We start from the raw sequence: 18,020 nt of genomic DNA, 5'->3' as shown, positions 1-18,020 counted from the left end.
AATGAAAGTAGCAATTAATGGGTTTGGTAGAATTGGTCGTCTTGCATTTCGTCAAATGTTCGGCAAAGATGGTATCGAAGTTGTTGCAATTAATGACTTGACTAATCCTAAAATGTTGGCACATTTATTGAAATATGATTCTGCTCAAGGTAGATATTCTAAAGCAAATACTGTTAAAGCTAGTGATAATACAATCACGGTAGATGGTAAAGAAATAAAAATTTATGCTAAAGCTAATGCCGCTGAGTTACCTTGGGGTGATTTGGGTGTGGATGTTGTAGTTGAATGTACAGGTTTTTATGTATCAAAGGCTAAGTCACAAGCACATATTGATGCAGGAGCAAGAAAAGTAGTTATATCAGCTCCAGCTGGAGATGATCTACCGACAGTTGTATATAATGTTAATCACGATATTATTAAATCTGATGATAAAATTATCTCAGGTGCTTCATGTACTACAAACTGTCTTGCACCAATGGCTAAGGTATTGCATGAGCTTGCGACTATTGAAAAAGGTTTCATGACTACAATTCATGCTTATACAGGTGATCAGAATACTCTTGACGCTCCTCATGCAAAAGGAGATTTACGCCGTGCACGTGCTGCAGCTGTAAATATTATTCCTAATTCAACAGGTGCTGCTAAAGCTATTGGTTTAGTGATCCCTGATTTAGCAGGTAAATTAGACGGGGCTGCTCAACGTGTGCCTGTAGCAACTGGATCATTAACTGAGCTTGTAGCTGTTGTAAATAAAAAAGTATCAGTAAATGATGTGAATATAGCAATGAAAGCAGCTACTAATGAGTCTTTTGGATACACTGAGGAAGAACTTGTTTCTAGTGATATTATTGGTATTGATGAAGGATCTTTGTTTGATGCGACTCAAACTAAAGTTACAGAACTTGGAGATAAATCGTTAGTTAAAGTAGTATCTTGGTATGATAATGAGATGTCATATACTAATCAGCTTGTAAGAGTAGTAGAGCATATGGCTAAGCTGTAAGCGAGGCTTATATGATGAATTTACAAACTATAAAAGATGTCGACCTAAAAGGTAAAAAAGTTCTTGTTAGGGTCGATTTTAATGTACCTATTAAAGATGGTAAGGTTACAAGTTTAGTAAGAATAAATGCTGCCTTACCAACTATTAACTACATATTAGAGCAAGGTGGGGCAGTTATATTAGTGTCTCATTTGGGTCGTCCAACTGAAGGTGAGTATGATGCTCAATTTTCTTTAGAACCTGTAGCTAAAGCCTTAGAAAGTATTATCCATAAACCAGTTAAGTTTGAAAAAAATTGGTTAAGAGGGGTTGATGTGCAGGCAGGTGAAATTGTTATGTGTGATAACGTTCGTTTTAATAAAGGCGAAAAAAAATCTGATGATAAGTTATCTGAAAAAATAGCAAGTCTTGGCGATGTGTTTGTGATGGATGCCTTTGCAACAGCTCATCGAGCTCAAGCTTCAATCTATGGGGTAGCAAAATATATACCTGTAGCTTGCGCTGGTTTTTTAGTCGCAGGTGAAATCAAAGCTTTAGAAAAAGCTCTTAAAGCCCCCAAGAAACCTATGGCAGCTATTGTTGGAGGTTCAAAAGTTTCTACTAAACTTTCTGTATTGCATAATTTACTTGATAAGGTTGAAATTTTAGTAGTAGGTGGTGGTATAGCTAATACATTTATTAAAGCACAAGGCTATAATGTTGGCAAATCTCTATATGAGGAAGATTTAGTAGCTGACGCTCAAAACATATTAAAGAAGGCTAATGAAAAAGGAATACAAATACCTATTCCTGTCGATGTAAGAGTAGCTAAAGAATTTAGCGAAACAGCAATAGCAGTTATTAAAGATGTAGCAAATGTAGCTGATGATGAGATGATAATGGATATTGGGCCTAAATCTGAAGAGAATTTAGCTAGGATATTAAAATCTTCAAAGACTATATTATGGAATGGTCCATTAGGTGTGTTTGAGTTTGATAATTTTGGTAATGGTACAAAAGCTTTATCTTTGGCTATCGCAGAATCACAAGGATTCTCTGTGGCAGGTGGTGGGGACACTATAGCAGCTATTGAAAAATATAACATTAAAGATAAAGTGTCTTATATATCTACAGCTGGCGGTGCATTCTTAGAATTTTTGGAAGGTAAGAAACTACCAGCTATCGAGATACTAAAAGCAAAAGTGAAGTAACAATAGGCAAAATAATATTTTGTTAAGGTGAAACAATGAGAAGAACTAAGATTTTAGCAACTCTTGGACCAGTAAGCGAATCGAGGGATGCTCTGACAGCTATGATAAAAGCAGGAGTGAATGCTGTGAGATGTAATTTCTCTCATGGTACAGCTGAGGATCATCGCAAGCGTGTAGACCTAATTCGTAATATTGCAAAAGAGCAAGATACTTATGTGGGTATTTTAGCAGATTTACAAGGCCCAAAAATTAGACTTTCAAAATTTAAAAATGGTTCCGAAACACTTAAGAAAGGCCAGAAATTTATTCTTGATGCTGATCTGGGTGTTGATGATGGTGATGATAAAACTGTGGGTATTGACTATAAGGAACTCATCAAAGACGTTAAAAAGAGTGATATTCTCTTAGTTGATGATGGCAAAATTGTTTTAGAAGTTGATTCTGTAAAAGGTAATAGAGCTACTACAAATGTTATTGTGGGTGGTAAAGTTTCTAATAATAAAGGTATTAATAAAAAAGGTGGTGGATTAACTGCTCCTGCTTTGACTGATAAAGATAAAGAAGATATTAAAATAGCAGCAATGCTACAAGTTGATTTTTTAGCCGTATCTTTTGTTAGAGATGGCAAAGATATTGAATATGCTCGTCAACTTGTAAATGAAGCAGGTTGGAAGCCAGCTATGGTAGCAAAAATTGAACGAGCAGAGGCTGTTATTCATGATAATCTAAAAGCAATTATAGATGCTTCTGATCTTGTGATGGTTGCTCGTGGAGATTTGGCAGTTGAAATTGGTGATGAAAACGTACCAGCTGCTCAGAAACTGATTATTAGTGCTGCTCGTCAGAATGAAAAAGGCTCAATTACTGCTACACAAATGATGGAATCTATGATTGAGAATTCTTCTCCAACACGAGCAGAAGCTTCAGATGTTGCAAATGCTGTATTTGATGGTACGGATGCGGTGATGCTTTCTGCTGAAACTGCAGTAGGCAGTTACCCTGTTGAAACGATAGAAGCAATGTCACGAATATGTGACTCAGCTGAAAAGAGTAAATATAATCATATGATTAAAAAGCAAAAAATTGCTGATTGCTCTAGAATAGATCACGCAGTATCAATCGCAGCAGTTAAAATTGCTAATGAAATTGGTGCGAAAGGTCTTATAGTGTTAACCGAGGGTGGTAATACTTCTCGTTGGATGTCACGTATAAGTACATCTTTACCTATTTACGCACTATCACGCAACCGTACAACTCTTGGAGCTATGACATTATTTAGAGGTGTTGTGCCAATACACTTTGACTCTACCAGAATGTCTAAACTATATGTGAATAGATCTGCTTGTATGGAATTGGAAACTAGAAAATTTGCCAAAGATGGAGATATTTTAGTTTTAACAAGTGGAGATAGTATGGGTGTTCATGGTAGTACAAATAAGATTAAAGTAATAATCGCAGGTCAAGTAAGATAAGGAGAAAATATAATGGCTTTAGTTTCATTGCGTCAATTATTAGATCATGCAGCAGAGCATGGCTATGGAATACCAGCTTTTAATGTAAATAACCTTGAGCAGGTTAGAGCAGTCATGGAAGCAGCAGATAAAGTTAATTCACCAGTAATTTTACAAGGTTCAGCAGGAGCAAGAAAATATGCAGGAGCACCGTTTATAAGACACCTTGTTTTAGCTGCTATTGAAGAATATCCACATATTCCGGTTTGTATGCATCAGGATCATGGTACATCACCATCTGTATGCCAAAGATCTATACAGTTAGGTTTTTCATCAGTGATGATGGATGGATCTCTTATGTCTGATGGTAAGACTCCAGCTAGCTATGAGTATAACGTTGATGTAACAAAAAAAGTTACAGATATGGCTCATGCTTGTGGTGTTTCGGTTGAGGGTGAGCTAGGCTGTCTTGGTTCGTTAGAAACAGGTCAGGCTGGTGAAGAAGATGGAGTTGGTGCTGAAGGTACACTATCTATGGATCAAATGCTTACAGATCCAGAAGAAGCTGCTGATTTTGTTAAAAAAACTAAGGTGGATGCATTAGCAATCGCTATTGGTACTAGTCATGGTGCTTATAAATTTACTAAGCCACCTACAGGTGATATTTTATCTATAAAAAGAGTAAAAGAAATTCACGCTAGAATACCGAACACTCATTTAGTAATGCATGGTTCATCTTCTGTGCCTCAAGATTGGTTAAAAGTGATTAATGAGTATGGCGGTGCTATGGGAGAGACTTATGGTGTACCAGTTGAAGAAATTGTTGAAGCAATTAAGTATGGTGTGCGTAAAGTAAATATTGACACTGACTTACGTATGGCATCTACTGGTGCAGTGAGAAGGTTTATGGCTGAAAATCCGGCAGAATTTGATCCACGTAAATATAATGCTGTAGCAAAGGCTGCAATGTCTGAGATTTGTGCAGCGCGTTATGAAGCCTTTGGTAGTGCTGGTATGGCAAGTAAAATTAAGCCAATTTCATTAGAAACTATGTTTCAAAAGTATGAAGCCGGTAAATTAGACCCGGTAGTTAGATAAATATAATCTATAATATTATTTCTTAGAATTTCTAAAATTTTATATTACTCATCCATCATCAATTGAAGTTAATAATTAGTAATAAAATATAACTTAGGTATTTAAATTTTTATTTAATTGCTATTAATTATAGAGTTGCTAGTCTGTATAAATAAGATCTCTGTATATTACTTTTACTATTTTAAACTAATAGAACCTTCCTGTACTAATCTGGGAAAGTTACTTTAAGTTGGATATAATATAGTTAATCCGATAGTTATTTGACAATAATGTTATAATATTTAGAAAAAATGTCATCATATAGCCAAGATTTCAGAGATATCGTAATAACTAAATATAAAGAAGGCCTAACAGACAAAGAGCTAAGTAATTTTTTTAATATAGATATCCGTACTACTAGATCTTGGATAAACTTATACGAGACAACTGGTGATTATAAATCTAAGCAAGGCTTGGGTTGCGGTAGAGTAGCAACCTTTACAGATAAGGAAGCGATAGAAAGCTACTTAAGAACATATCCAGATGCAATGGCTTTAGATATTAGAGAAGCATTAGCTCCTGAAATACCTAGAAGCACATTTTATGATTGTCTTACCAGACTTGGTTTTAGTTTTAAAAAAAGACACCTAAATATAAGCAAAGAAAAGAACAAGATAGGCAAAGTTTTATAGAGGTTGTTGAGACTATTGAACCTAACAAACTTGTATATTTAGATGAAATGGGTATGGATAATAAACAGTCTGTACTAAGAGGATGGTCTCTTGTTGGTAAACCTAGCTATGGTGAAGTTATTGCTTATCAAACTCAGAGAAAAAGTATAGTTGCTGGTTATAACTATTTAGAAAAGAAGATTATAGCACCGCTAGAGTATACTGGATATACAGATACTCAAATTTTTAATCAGTGGTTTGAAGAGCATTTATGTCCTGAGTTAATTCCAAAGACTACTGTTGTTATGGATAATGCTAGTTTTCATAAGTCTCCTAAATTGGCTAAAATAGCAGAGAAGTTTGATATACAGATACTATACCTTCCTGCTTATTCTCCTGATTTAAATCCTATAGAAAAAATTTGGGCCAATTTTAAAAGAATTTTAAGAAAAGTAAATAATTCTTTTGATAATTTATCTGATGCTATTACTCACGTCTTTAGCACAATATTATCAGATTAACTATACATAAAACATGCATAACCTCAGTTTAAATATTGAGTTTATAATTATTTTAGTATGTAATTTATCTTATTGGGGTGTAGGTATTATATTTTGTTGGTTTATGAGTGAGTATAAATATTGTATAGGTATTATGTCTGGAACATCTTTGGATGGTGTTGATGTGGCATTGTGTAAGATTAAGGGGTATGGTTTAGATACAGATATTAAGTTGATTAATTTTAAGACTTATCCATATTCAGATAACATTTTAGCAGAAATCAAAGATGCTTTAGACTTAAGTAATAGCAATTCACAGCTATTATGTAGTTTGAATTTTAAACTTGGTAAAGAATATGCAGAGGCTGTAAAAAAACTAATTTTTGACTCTTGCATTGAGCTATATGATGTAGCGTTTATAGCAAATCATGGCCAAACTATTTATCATCAAGCAACTAAAGATAATAATTTTATTAAGTCATCTTTGCAGTTAGGAGATGCGGCTACAATTGCTTATGAATGTCAAACAGTAGTAGTTTCGAACTTTCGTGCTGGAGATATAGCTGCAGGAGGAGATGGTGCACCACTTGTCCCTTATGTCGATTATATTCTATATAGGGATAAAAAAATGTCTCGGGCTTTGCATAATATCGGGGGTATAGCAAATACAACAATAATTCCTAAAGACTCATCTATAGAAAGCATTTATGCTTTTGATACTGGGCCTGGTAATATGATGATTAATAGAGCAGTAGAAGTTTTATATGGGTTAGACTATGATGAAAATGGTAATATTGCAGCTCATGGGACTATTATCAAAGCAATGCTAAATGAACTTTTAGCAAATCCCTATTTGAGACAGACCCCACCAAAATCAACAGGGAGGGAACTATTTGGAGAAAAATATACAGATAGTATTATTGCTAAATATAGTAATGAAAACCCTGATGATATAATACATACATTTACAATTTTTACAGCGAAAAGTATTGCTAGAGCATATTTTGATTTTGTATTTGATAAATGTTTATTAGATCAGATAATATTCACAGGTGGCGGTGCGTATAATAATTTTCTAATTAAAAATATTAGGAAGCTTTTAGATGTGGAAATTTTAACACTTGAGGATATTAATGAAAATAGTGATGCTAAAGAAGCAATTGCTTTTGCGATATTAGGTAATGAAACTTTAAATAGAAATTATAACAATGCGCCATCAGCAACTGGAGCAAAGGATAGAGTTATATTGGGGCAGATAAATTATTATTAAAAAAATATAGGAAATAAGATTAAATGAAAGTGGTAGAGATTAAGCATCCAATGGTACAGCATAAGCTAGGGCTTATGCGAATTAAAAATATTAGTACACAAGAATTTCGCAGATTAATAAAGGAAATTACAATTCTATTAACATACGAGGTGACGGCAAGTTTTGAGTTGGAAAAAACCCAAGTCTTGGGCTGGCGGGGAATTAATCTTGAAGTTGATCAGATAAAAGGTAAAAAATTAACAGTAGTGCCTATCCTTAGGGCTGGCTTAGGCATGATGGATGGAGTATTTGAGCATGTACCAGCAGCAAAAGTTAGTATGATAGGAATGTACCGTGATGAAAGAAGTGCAAAGCCTATTCCATATTTTGCTAAGCTTTGCGATAAACTTGACGAAAGAGTAGCTTTGGTTGTTGATCCTATGTTAGCTACTGGAGGTTCAATGGTCGAAACTGTTTCTTTGCTTAAAAAATCTGGTTCTAAGAGTATTAAAATAATAACTCTAGTTTCAGCCCCTGAAGGTATTAAAGCACTTGAGGAAGCTCATCCGGATGTTGAATTGTTTACAGCATCAATCGAAAGTCATTTGAATGAGGATAAATATATTATCCCAGGGCTTGGAGATGCTGGAGATAAAATATTCGGTACTAAATAATTAAGGATACTTGGTGAAGAGCTTTGTTTCTTTACCCTATGGTTAAATGATTGTGAAAGTCTCACCTAGAAGGCCCAACACTAAGGAACGGCTCTAAATTGGCAATCTGATAAGCTGTGAGATTCACAGATATGATTTCAACTTTCTCATAGCTAGTTCAACAACATAAACAGGTTTCTCTATATGCTCTTTTATAGAGTCGTATAAATCATTAATTTCATCCCATAAAAAGTAGTGTCACATAGCTATGAATTTGAGTATAAACCCATCTCTTAGTTTTGCCATATTCAACAGCTAAGTCTGCGTAAGTTTGATACTTAAAAACATACTTATAAAATATTGATTTATATAACCTATTTCTCCGTTTGAACTGTTGGAAAACCTTATTATAATTTAGACATTTGTATCTTTGTTTACCTTCTTGTTTTCCATATTTTTGAGTATTATTAGAGACATTGTTTGGACAGGTTTTAGGTTTTTTTTACAGCCGTCTGTAAATAATCCTTTTAAAAGTCTTATTACATAAGCTTTTGGAATCGATTTTATAGTTAATCTGATAATATTGTGCTAAAGACGTGAGTAATAGCATCAGATAAATTATCAAAAGAATTATTTACTTTTCTTAAAATTCTTTTAAAATTGGCCCAAATTTTTTCTATAGGATTTAAATCAGGAGAATAAGCAGGAAGGTATAGTATCTGTATATCAAACTTCTCTGCTATTTTAGCCAATTTAGGAGACTTATGAAAACTAGCATTATCCATAACAACAGTAGTCTTTGGAATTAACTCAGGACATAAATGCTCTTCAAACCACTGATTAAAAATTTGAGTATCTGTATATCCAGTATACTCTAGCGGTGCTATAATCTTCTTTTCTAAATAGTTATAACCAGCAACTATACTTTTTCTCTGAGTTTGATAAGCAATAACTTCACCATAGCTAGGTTTACCAACAAGAGACCATCCTCTTAGTACAGACTGTTTATTATCCATACCCATTTCATCTAAATATACAAGTTTGTTAGGTTCAATAGTCTCAACAACCTCTATAAAACTTTGCCTATCTTGTTCTTTTCTTTGCTTATATTTAGGTGTCTTTTTTTAAAACTAAAACCAAGTCTGGTAAGACAATCATAAAATGTGCTTCTAGGTATTTCAGGAGCTAATGCTTCTCTAATATCTAAAGCCATTGCATCTGGATATGTTCTTAAGTAGCTTTCTATCGCTTCCTTATCTGTAAAGGTTGCTACTCTACCGCAACCCAAGCCTTGCTTAGATTTATAATCACCAGTTGTCTCGTATAAGTTTATCCAAGATCTAGTAGTACGGATATCTATATTAAAAAAATTACTTAGCTCTTTGTCTGTTAGGCCTTCTTTATATTTAGTTATTACGATATCTCTGAAATCTTGGCTATATGATGACATTTTTTCTAAATATTATAACATTATTGTCAAATAACTATCGGATTAACTATATAATAAATATTTTATATAAATGTAATTATTTGATGCCTCAAATTATCTTAGAAATATCTCAAAAATTTAATCTTAAACTAGCTAATAAAATCATCGATGGGACTCAAAAATTTTTAGTTGAAAAACTACCAACTAAATTAACCACATTTAAAAGTAGAGTATATAGATATGAGAGTTGTAGCGTTGGTGGTGATCTAACAAAACAGATTATTCACATGCAAATAAAGGTTTTGAAAGGGCGTGAGCAAGACCATCTAAATAGTTTGGTTATAAATTTGAGAAATCAAATTATAAGTATACTTAAGGATGATATTGATATAAATCAGTATAGTTTAACTATAGAAATAATTGAATTAGCCCCAGCCTATGTAAATTAATATTTGATTATGTATTTTATTTGACTAATATATATAAAAAATCTACACCCCTAAAAATAATGAAAAAATATAATAAAATATTATTTTCAACTTTGGGAGCTGCATTTGAATATTATGATTTAGCAATATACTATGTTTTTGCAGTTTCTATTGGAAGAAAATTTTTTAATGAAAGTAGTACTATTAGTAATACACTATTAGTTTTTTTAGTTTATGTTGTTGGTTATGTCATTAGACCGCTTGGAGCCTGGGGCTTTGGCTATATTGCTGATAAGAAGGGTCGAGCATTTATTTTACGTTTGAATATGATATTATTGTTTTTTTCTACAATTATATTAACTTTTTTACCTACGATAGAAAGTATTGGCATATTGGCAACTATACTTTTTGTGGTTTTACGTTGTATACAGTCTTTAGCAGTTGGGGCAGAGATTCCTGTATCTGTAGTATATATAGTTGAAAATTATCCTAAAAGACAAGGCTTGGTAACAAGTATGGTATTCTGCTGCTTAAGTATTGGGATTATGATGACTTCTTTAATATTGTTCTTGTTAGATCATTTTTCCTCAAACACTTTTATAGAAAATTATGGTTGGCGAATAGGTTTTTTTGTAGGTGCTTGCTTTACATTTATACTATTCTTCTTAAGAAAAAATATTGTAGATGTTCCACATACTAGAGAAAAAATAGAAGAATCAAGTTTACATGGGTATATGTTAATTATAAAAATAATGATAGGAATAGCCTTGGTAGCTTGTATTGCTATGTTAACAACCCAACTATATATGTTTTTACCATCTTTTCATAAACTATATGTTGTTTCAAAATTTGACCTATCAAATTTACTACTTTCTGGATCAATTATTATGGCTATTAGCTGTTTAGCTGGTGGTTTTATTAGCGACTATGTATCTAAGTCTAAAATGATGGTGCTTTTAATATTAATGTCGATGGCTATCACACCTATTTTTTATAAAAATATGCTAGCTGGAACGAATGTTTTCGGTTGTTTTATTTTGTTATCAATAATTATGGGATTTTTTGCTTCAACATATAATGTAATCATCACAAACTTCTTTGGTATAGAATATAGGTGTAGAGGGTATGGAATAGCTTATAATCTAGGCTATTTGGTATTTTCAGCAGGAGTACCTGCTTTGACGATTTTTCTTATTTCAGCGACAGGAAGTTTATTAGTGCCAGTGTATTTAGTTGTATTTGCAGGAATTGTTTCCTTAATTGGTATTGTAGCATCTGGATTGTTTATGAAAAAGGCTTAAAAATCATTGAAGATGGGTCAGATTTAAATTGGTTATAAAGCTCAATTATATATCGATCTGTCATTGATGATATATAATCACTGATTATTCTAGCCTGACCTTGGGTACTATGTGTACTGTAAAAAATAGTTCCAATATCATCAGGCAGTAAGCTCTCATCAGATCTAGAGCTAATTAAAATATCAAAGATCTCTGAGATTATTTCTCTACCACGATATCTTAGAACATTTAGTTTTGGAGATTTTATTATTTTAAATAATATATATTTTTTTAGAACTTCAACTTGTTTTTTAATTTCGCTACTTAAGTAGACCTTTGAAATAATAGGAATATCTTTGTTCAGGTCTATTTTAATATTTTGAATACAATTATTAACTAGTTTGGAAGTTAATTTTGTGCGTAGTAAGCTATTGTTAGCAATGTTTTTAGATATTTTATAAATATCTCGACTATCTGCATCAAAATCTATGTAGTCAGAAAAAATATTTTTAAGTATCTCTTTAATTTCACTTTTTGTAATATTTAATTCATCAGGCATTGCACCATGAATTTTAGCCAAAAGTTTAGAGTCTATACTAGCCATAGAAAGCGGATCAATAAATCCACCTTTGAGAGCATCTTCAACATCATATGTCGAATAGGCTATATCATCAGCAACATCCATAATATAGCATTCAATCGTTTTAAACTTATACTCTTCATCTATATATTGCTTATAAGGTTCTAAAATTTTCTTTTTTATATCATTCAATAAATTTAACTCTTCTCTATAGTAGCCTTTTGTTACTTTTCCTAGGTCACAAATTTTAGGGATGAGATTATCATATTTGATTGTAGCTGCAAGCGTTCTATAGGTTAAATTTAGACCAAAAGTTTGTTTTTGATCAATGTTTTTTTTTGCAGTATGCGATATTAGGCGTAGAGTTTGAGCATTGCTTTCAAATCCTCCAAACTCGTGCATTTTTTTATTAAGAGCAATTTCACCATTATGCCCAAAAGGTGGGTGACCAATATCATGGCATAAGGCTGCAGTTTCTATTAGGTCATAATCTATATTTAAGTTATTTTCTATATTTAGTTTAATAGCTATAGATTTTGCTATTTGAGCTACTTCAAGAGAGTGTGTGAGTCTATTTCTAAAAAAATCATTTTCAAAACTTGGGAATATTTGTGTCTTAGCCTGGAGTCGACGAAATGAAGATGAATGGATTACTCTTGCATAATCCCTTCTAAATGGTGAGAAATTTTCTTTTTTAGAAATATCATTATTCTGTCTTAAATAGTCATTCTTATGATATAGGTTTATGGTCATATTAGATCTAAAATATAAAGGCTTATATAAAGATATTAAATCAAAAGATTTAATATGCAATAGGTTTATGAGGAATAGTTTATTAGAAATTATTTTTGAATATCAAACCTACCAAGCATCATGACTTTGTGCCAAGTTTTGGCAAAGTCATCAACAAATTTTTGTTCATTACCGTTTTCAGCGTATACTTGGGCTACAGCTTTAAGCTCTGAGTTTGATCCAAAAATTAAATCAACAGAAGATGCTGTCCATTTTTGTTTACCTGTTTTTCTATCTATCCCAACATACTCTTCATTGTTATTAACAGATTTTTTCCACTGGGTAGACATATCTAATAAGTTTACAAAGAAGCTATTATTAAGCTTACCTGGTGTGTTGGTTAGAATACCTTCTTGAGAATTATTATAGTTTACATTTAAAGCACGTAGACCTCCGATTAGTACAGTCATTTCTGGAGGGTTAAGCTTAAGCATGCTAGCTTTCTCAACCAACGCCTGAGGTAATTTATCTGAACTTACACTGTCATCTGTATAGTTTATAAAACCATCAGCTTTAGTTTTTAAGTAGTTGAAAGATTCTATATCGGTTTGTTTTTGAGTAGCATCGGTTCTACCAGGTACGAATGGAATCTCTATATTATAGCCAGCTTCTTTAGCAGCTTGCTCAACAGCCACATTACCACCAAGTACAATTAGATCGGCTAAAGATATTTTAGTATTATTAGCTTTACTATTATTAAAGTTGGTTTGAATTTGTTTAAGCTTATTTATAACTTTTTCAAGCTTAGCAGGCTCATTCATTTCCCAGTCTTTTTCTGGTGCTAATGCAATTCTTGCTCCATTTGTTCCACCACGATAATCAGTTTTGCGGAAGGTAGAGGCTGAGTCCCAAGCTGTTTTTATAAGTTGCTGGTTAGTTAGGCCAGAGTTAATAATATTTTGTTTAAGTTGAGTAATATCTTGTATAGATACTTGCTTATAGTTAGCTGTAGGTACAGGATCTTGCCAAATAAAGTTTTGCTGCGGAATCCATGGTCCCATATATCTGGACTTAGGCCCCATATCTCTATGAGTAAGTTTAAACCAAGCTTTTGCAAATTCATATTTGAATTCTTCAGGATTTTTATAGAATTCTTCAGCATACTTATTGAACCCTGGATCTTCTTTTATTGCTAAATCAGTAGTAAACATAATTGGTTTATGCTTAACACCTGGTTTATGTGCATCAGGAACCATATTTTCTTCTTTAGCATTTGTTGGAGTCCATTGATGTGCTCCAGCTGGACTAAGAGTTTTTTTCCAGTCTAAGTTATATAAATTGTTTAAAAAATCATGACTCCAGTAGGTTGGAGTAGTAGTCCAAGAGCCCTCTAGGCCACTACCCATAGTATTGTCACCTGTACCGCTACCATAGCTATTGTGCCAACCTAAACCTTGTTGTTCAATTGGAGCCTTATCAGGAGCAGGACCTATATCTTTTTTTAGATCTTTGGCTGGTACAGCACCATGTGTTTTACCAAAAGTATGACCTCCAGCTATTAGCGCTACAGTTTCTTTATCAGTCATACCCATACCACTAAATGCTTGACGAATAGCATCACCAGCTTTTTTCTTATCTGGTATACCATTAGGACCTTCTGGGTTTACATATATTAAACCCATCTCAGTAGCTGAGAAAGGTTTGACAAGTTTACCATCTTTTATATTGCTAGATAATTCTTCAGGAGATAATCCCCAGTTAGTATTATCACCTTGCCAATCATCAACTCTACCAAAGGCAAATCCTATTGGTTCCATGCCCATAGACTCAAGAGATACGGTCCCAGCTAGTACGATTAAATCTGACCAAGATACAGTATTCCCATATTTTTGCTTGATTGGCCATAGCAATTGTCTAGCTTTATCAAGGTTGACATTGTCAGGCCAACTATTTAGAGGAGAGAATCTTTGTTGTCCGCGATTAGCCCCACCACGCCCATCAAATATTCTATAAGTACCAGCATCATGCCAAGAAAGTCTGATAAAAAATGGCCCATAATTGCCAAAGTCAGCAGGCCACCAATCTTGTGATTGTGTTAGAAGCTCTTTCATATCTTTTTTTAATTGTTCGACATCTAGCTTCTTAAAAGCATCACGATAGTTATAACTGCTGCTCATTGGGCTATCTAAAGTATTTAGATTACGTAAAGGAGACAAGTCAACACTCTGTGGTGAAGCTGTACCATCATTTTTATCATCAGCCATAGCACTATTAGAAGCAAGTAGCATCCCAGACATTCCTAAAGCTGTAACAATTTTCTTTAGCATTATAATTTCCTCTATATAAAGTTGATCAAATTTATATGAATACCTAGGTAAAAGGTAAATCTTACTTTATTACACCAAAAGTTAACCCTAAATTTAAAATAAATTTAAGACATAACTTGATTCTATTTAAACCTCTAATTTTAGTCAAATAGTAATTAGTTATTTAGTTGATAAATATTTCTTATGAGAATTGTCGAAATATATTAAGGATATTAACTTAATATGCTAATATCTGAGACATACTTTCTAATATGTGATTATTATGCTTTTTGAGGAAATACTAGCAAAACCAAAGGCCGAACTTCATCTTCATTTAGAAGGAACATTAGAGCCAGAGATGATGTTTGAACTTTCTAAAAGAAATAATATTAAACTAAAATATAAGTCTATAAATGAAATTAGGAAAGCATATAGCTTTAACAATTTACAAGCTTTTTTAGACTTGTATTATCAAGGGATGTCGGTACTGTTAACAGATCAAGATTTTTATGATTTAACATACTCTTATTTAATGAAAGCATATCAGGATAATGTAACACATACAGAAATATTTGTAGATCCTCAAGCACATTTAGAAAGAGGAATATCTTTGTTAGAAGTTTTTACTGGAATAAATCTCGCTATAAAGCAAGCAAGGATAGACTTTGGTATTAGAGCTAATATAATAATTTGTTTTTTACGCCATCTATCAGAGAATGATGCTTTAAGAGCTTTTGATAAAATAATGGATTTTCGAGAAAGTTTTATTGGAGTTGGTTTAGATAGTAGTGAGTTAGGAAATCCACCTTCAAAGTTTAAAAGAGCATTTGATATAGCTAAAAAAGAAGGTTTATATTTGGTTGCACATGCTGGAGAAGAAGGTCCGGTTGAATATGTTTGGGAAGCTGTTGATATGTTGGGGGTTGATAGAGTAGATCATGGTAATACAATTTTGGAAGATGATTCATTAATACAAAGAATTATAAAAGATGATATAGCTTTAACTATGTGTCCACTATCTAATAAATGCTTAAATGTTAATAGTGATTTATCAACTCATCCTGCACGTATTCTTTTAGAGAAAGGTGTTAAAGTAACTATTAATTCAGATGATCCAGCATATTTTGGTGGGTATGTTAATGATAATTATAGAAAAATAATTACAGCTTTAGATTTATCTGAGACCCAAGTTTTAAAGCTAATTGATAATAGTTTAAAGGCTAAGTTTATTTAACTTACTTTTTTCTTCCATAAAGAATTACTTTTTTATATTTCATATTTAAAGCAGAGGTATCATTCCAAAGACTTTTGATTAAATCATCTATAAAATTATCTATAGGAAATGAATTATCAAACATTAAAGGTAGCCACCCTTTGATATAATTTATATATTCTTTGGAACTTTTATAATAAACGTTTTCTATACTTACATCACAAAAGCTTAGTTTAAGCCCACTATTTTTAGTTAAATTGCAATATTCCTCTGTTGTAAGCCAATGCTTAGTGATCGACAAGCTTTTCCAAGTTTTCCATTTATCTTCGTTGAGAAGGTTAATGATTGGTATCCAATATGGAGATTCTTTAGGGTATGTTACAATTAAAAACTTGCCATCAGCATTTAGCAAAGTCGCAATTTTTTTAAATATTTCATTTAGGTTACCGCACCAATATATAGAATTAAAAGCAGTTATTAAAGAGAATTTCTTTCTTTCTTTAAGTTCTAAAAAAGGGGTGTTTATATATTCAGTATTTGGAGTTGAGTTATATTTTAATGCAAAATCGATCATATTTTTACAAGAGTCGATACCTGTGGTTTGTCCATATGCTGATAGTGATTTAGTTACTTCGCCATCTCCACAACCTATGTCTAATATTTTTTCTTTTTGAATGAACAGATGATAATTAAAAACATTTAAGGCTATTTTTTTTTGTAATTCAGAATTTTGATTATAATGATTAGCATTTATTTTTTTTTTGCATATTAGTTTTTCACATAATGATTTTTTTTTAATTTTAAACATAATATAACACGATTATTTCTAAATAATAATTATCGAGGGTGTTGAGTATTTTATTTTTAGTTATGAGTAATTGAGCTCTTTAGATTCCAGCATATAGCTAATAGTATCGTTGCGATAATACATGAACTAATTAGAAAATAAAATACGGCATCCCAACCAAAATATGTTGCGATAATTCCAATAACTGCTTGGGCTCCTACTGTACCGAGGAAATAGCCAAATAATCCTGTAAAACCAGCTGCAGTACCACCAGCTTTTTTTGGCACTAAATCTAAAGCTAGTATACCTATTAATGCTACTGGCCCGTATATTAAGACTCCCATGGCAGATAGTGATAATAATAAAACCAATGCGGTGTTGCTATTAAAGTAAACCGTTAAAGCAACAATAAATAATATCATGCATATTACACTCATAGGAGCTCTTTTACTACCAAAATATTTATCAGTTAACCAGCCTATAACTATGGTACCTGGTATTGCAGGGAGCTCAAATAGCGCAAAGCCTAAAAGTCCAGTAGTTGCAGACATATGTTTAACTTGCACTAAGTAATATGTTGACCAGCTAAGCATCCCGTATCTAGCGCAGTATACAAAAGCATTTGCTATTGCTATTAACCAAATCCATTTGTTATTTAATACATATTTAAAAAGTATTTCTTTAGCAGAAAATTCTTTTTCTTGCTTGATCTGATCATCTGTGTACCCTTTATAAATTTCTATAGCAGGTAATCCAACAGATTGTGGTGTGTCTGCGCCATATATTAGCACTAGAGTAGCAACAATAAGGCATAATGACCCGGCAATATAAAATAGACCATGCCAGTTACCATTAAATAAAAATAGTCCCATAGGAACAACAGCTATAGCTAAAAAACCAGCTCCAACATTATGAGCTGTATTCCATATCCCCATTTTTGTACCACGTTCATTTGCACAAAACCAATGAGTCATAATACGAGCACAAGCTGGCCAACCCATACCTTGCACCCAACCATTTATGAGCATAACTATAAACATAACCAGTACACCAAGCGACAATAAGCTAGGTAAAAGTAGATTTATGAAACCAGTGATAAATAGTCCAATTGCTAAAAATACTCGGGCATTACTTCTATCAGAGAGGTTACCCATGATAAATTTACTAAAACCATAAGCAACTCCAAGGCCAGCGCCAATTAACCCAAGTTCTTCAGGGGTTAGAGTGGTTATATATTGTTTTGAAACATCAAAACTACTTCGTCCAAAGTAATATGTGAAATAACCTATATAAGCTACTAAAAACATTCTTAGGCGCCAGTGAGGGTATTTTTGTGTAATTTTATCCTGAGGCAGTTGAGTAATTGCCTTTGCAGGTTTAAGAATATTCATTCTTCTGATGGTAATTAATTGAAATTATAGATAGTCTATTTTAAGTTACTATATCGGTCAATAGAATTTATCTATCAGAT

General features: G+C 32.6%; 15 protein-coding genes and 1 pseudogene. 10 read left to right on the top strand and 6 right to left on the bottom strand.

Annotation, left to right across the window (positions count from 1 at the left end; all coding sequences use genetic code 11):
* The first annotated feature begins 1 nt into the window (after position 1).
* The 7 genes from gap to upp all read left to right on the top strand — a co-directional run bounded on the left by gap (position 2) and on the right by upp (position 7,815).
* The gene (gene gap / locus ACR0PV_RS07310; protein ID WP_488172467.1) at positions 2-1,003 is read left to right on the top strand and encodes a type I glyceraldehyde-3-phosphate dehydrogenase; all 1,002 of its coding nucleotides are present in this window, start codon (positions 2-4) and stop codon (positions 1,001-1,003) included.
* Positions 1,004-1,017: 14 nt separating this feature from the next.
* Positions 1,018-2,193, top strand: a complete 1,176-nt coding sequence (locus tag ACR0PV_RS07305) for a phosphoglycerate kinase (RefSeq protein WP_488173981.1) — start codon at positions 1,018-1,020, stop codon at positions 2,191-2,193.
* Positions 2,194-2,228: 35 nt separating this feature from the next.
* Positions 2,229-3,665 carry a pyruvate kinase gene (gene pyk, locus ACR0PV_RS07300; protein ID WP_488172466.1) on the top strand — a complete coding sequence of 479 codons (1,437 nt, stop codon included), beginning with the start codon at positions 2,229-2,231 and terminating at the stop codon, positions 3,663-3,665.
* 12 nt (positions 3,666-3,677) lie between these two features.
* Positions 3,678-4,742 carry a class II fructose-bisphosphate aldolase gene (gene fba / locus ACR0PV_RS07295; protein WP_488172465.1) on the top strand — a complete coding sequence of 355 codons (1,065 nt, stop codon included), beginning with the start codon at positions 3,678-3,680 and terminating at the stop codon, positions 4,740-4,742.
* A 290-nt stretch (positions 4,743-5,032) separates the two neighbouring features.
* Positions 5,033-5,913, top strand: a protein-coding gene (locus ACR0PV_RS07290) for an IS630 family transposase (protein ID WP_488172194.1) whose coding sequence is annotated in 2 segments (ribosomal slippage) — positions 5,033-5,357 and positions 5,357-5,913 — 882 coding nt in all. Because the reading frame shifts where the segments join, the coding sequence is not laid out codon by codon here.
* Between the two features lie 103 nt (positions 5,914-6,016).
* Positions 6,017-7,162: an anhydro-N-acetylmuramic acid kinase AnmK gene (gene anmK / locus ACR0PV_RS07285; RefSeq protein WP_488172464.1), complete on the top strand. Its 1,146-nt coding sequence runs from the start codon at positions 6,017-6,019 to the stop codon at positions 7,160-7,162.
* A gap of 23 nt (positions 7,163-7,185) precedes the next feature.
* Positions 7,186-7,815: a uracil phosphoribosyltransferase gene (gene upp / locus ACR0PV_RS07280; protein WP_488172463.1), complete on the top strand. Its 630-nt coding sequence runs from the start codon at positions 7,186-7,188 to the stop codon at positions 7,813-7,815.
* A 217-nt stretch (positions 7,816-8,032) separates the two neighbouring features.
* On the opposite strand, the pseudogene ACR0PV_RS07275 reads toward upp, so the two are convergent.
* Positions 8,033-8,257: pseudogene (locus ACR0PV_RS07275) on the bottom strand (hypothetical protein); the annotation flags it as partial.
* 106 nt (positions 8,258-8,363) lie between these two features.
* Positions 8,364-9,244 (bottom strand): IS630 family transposase gene (locus tag ACR0PV_RS07270; protein ID WP_488172194.1). Its coding sequence is split into 2 segments (ribosomal slippage): positions 8,364-8,920 and positions 8,920-9,244, totalling 882 coding nucleotides; the frame shifts between segments, so codons are not numbered across the junction.
* Between ACR0PV_RS07270 and ACR0PV_RS07265 the strand changes: the two genes are divergently transcribed.
* Complete coding sequence (locus ACR0PV_RS07265) at positions 9,235-9,672, top strand: tautomerase family protein (protein ID WP_488172462.1); 438 nt, start codon at positions 9,235-9,237, stop codon at positions 9,670-9,672. The two genes, ACR0PV_RS07270 and ACR0PV_RS07265, sit on opposite strands and share 10 nt — an antisense overlap.
* Before the next feature lie 59 nt (positions 9,673-9,731).
* Positions 9,732-10,952, top strand: a complete 1,221-nt coding sequence (locus ACR0PV_RS07260) for an MFS transporter (RefSeq protein ID WP_488172461.1) — start codon at positions 9,732-9,734, stop codon at positions 10,950-10,952.
* On the opposite strand, the gene dgt is transcribed toward ACR0PV_RS07260, so the two are convergent.
* Together dgt and katG are read right to left on the bottom strand one after the other, a co-directional pair.
* Positions 10,936-12,264, bottom strand: coding sequence for a dGTP triphosphohydrolase (dgt, locus tag ACR0PV_RS07255; RefSeq protein WP_488172460.1), 1,329 nt, complete (start codon positions 12,262-12,264; stop codon positions 10,936-10,938). The two genes, ACR0PV_RS07260 and dgt, sit on opposite strands and share 17 nt — an antisense overlap.
* An 89-nt stretch (positions 12,265-12,353) precedes the next feature.
* Entirely contained in the window at positions 12,354-14,570 is a 2,217-nt protein-coding gene (gene katG / locus ACR0PV_RS07250) for a catalase/peroxidase HPI (protein WP_488172459.1), read from the bottom strand.
* A gap of 262 nt (positions 14,571-14,832) precedes the next feature.
* Here katG and ACR0PV_RS07245 point away from each other — a divergent pair, with 262 nt between their 5' ends.
* Positions 14,833-15,783: an adenosine deaminase gene (locus tag ACR0PV_RS07245; protein ID WP_488172458.1), complete on the top strand. Its 951-nt coding sequence runs from the start codon at positions 14,833-14,835 to the stop codon at positions 15,781-15,783.
* A gap of 1 nt (position 15,784) precedes the next feature.
* Here the strand turns inward: ACR0PV_RS07245 and ACR0PV_RS07240 are convergent, their stop codons facing one another.
* Both ACR0PV_RS07240 and ACR0PV_RS07235 read right to left on the bottom strand, forming a co-directional pair.
* Complete coding sequence (locus tag ACR0PV_RS07240) at positions 15,785-16,570, bottom strand: methyltransferase domain-containing protein (protein WP_488172457.1); 786 nt, start codon at positions 16,568-16,570, stop codon at positions 15,785-15,787.
* A 56-nt stretch (positions 16,571-16,626) separates the two neighbouring features.
* The gene (locus ACR0PV_RS07235) at positions 16,627-17,940 is read right to left on the bottom strand and encodes an MFS transporter (RefSeq protein ID WP_488172456.1); all 1,314 of its coding nucleotides are present in this window, start codon (positions 17,938-17,940) and stop codon (positions 16,627-16,629) included.
* Positions 17,941-18,020: the final 80 nt, after the last annotated feature.

The sequence above is a fragment of the Francisella sp. AG1 genome (genome assembly GCF_057683165.1).
This window is presented reverse-complemented; position numbering and strand designations above follow the sequence as displayed.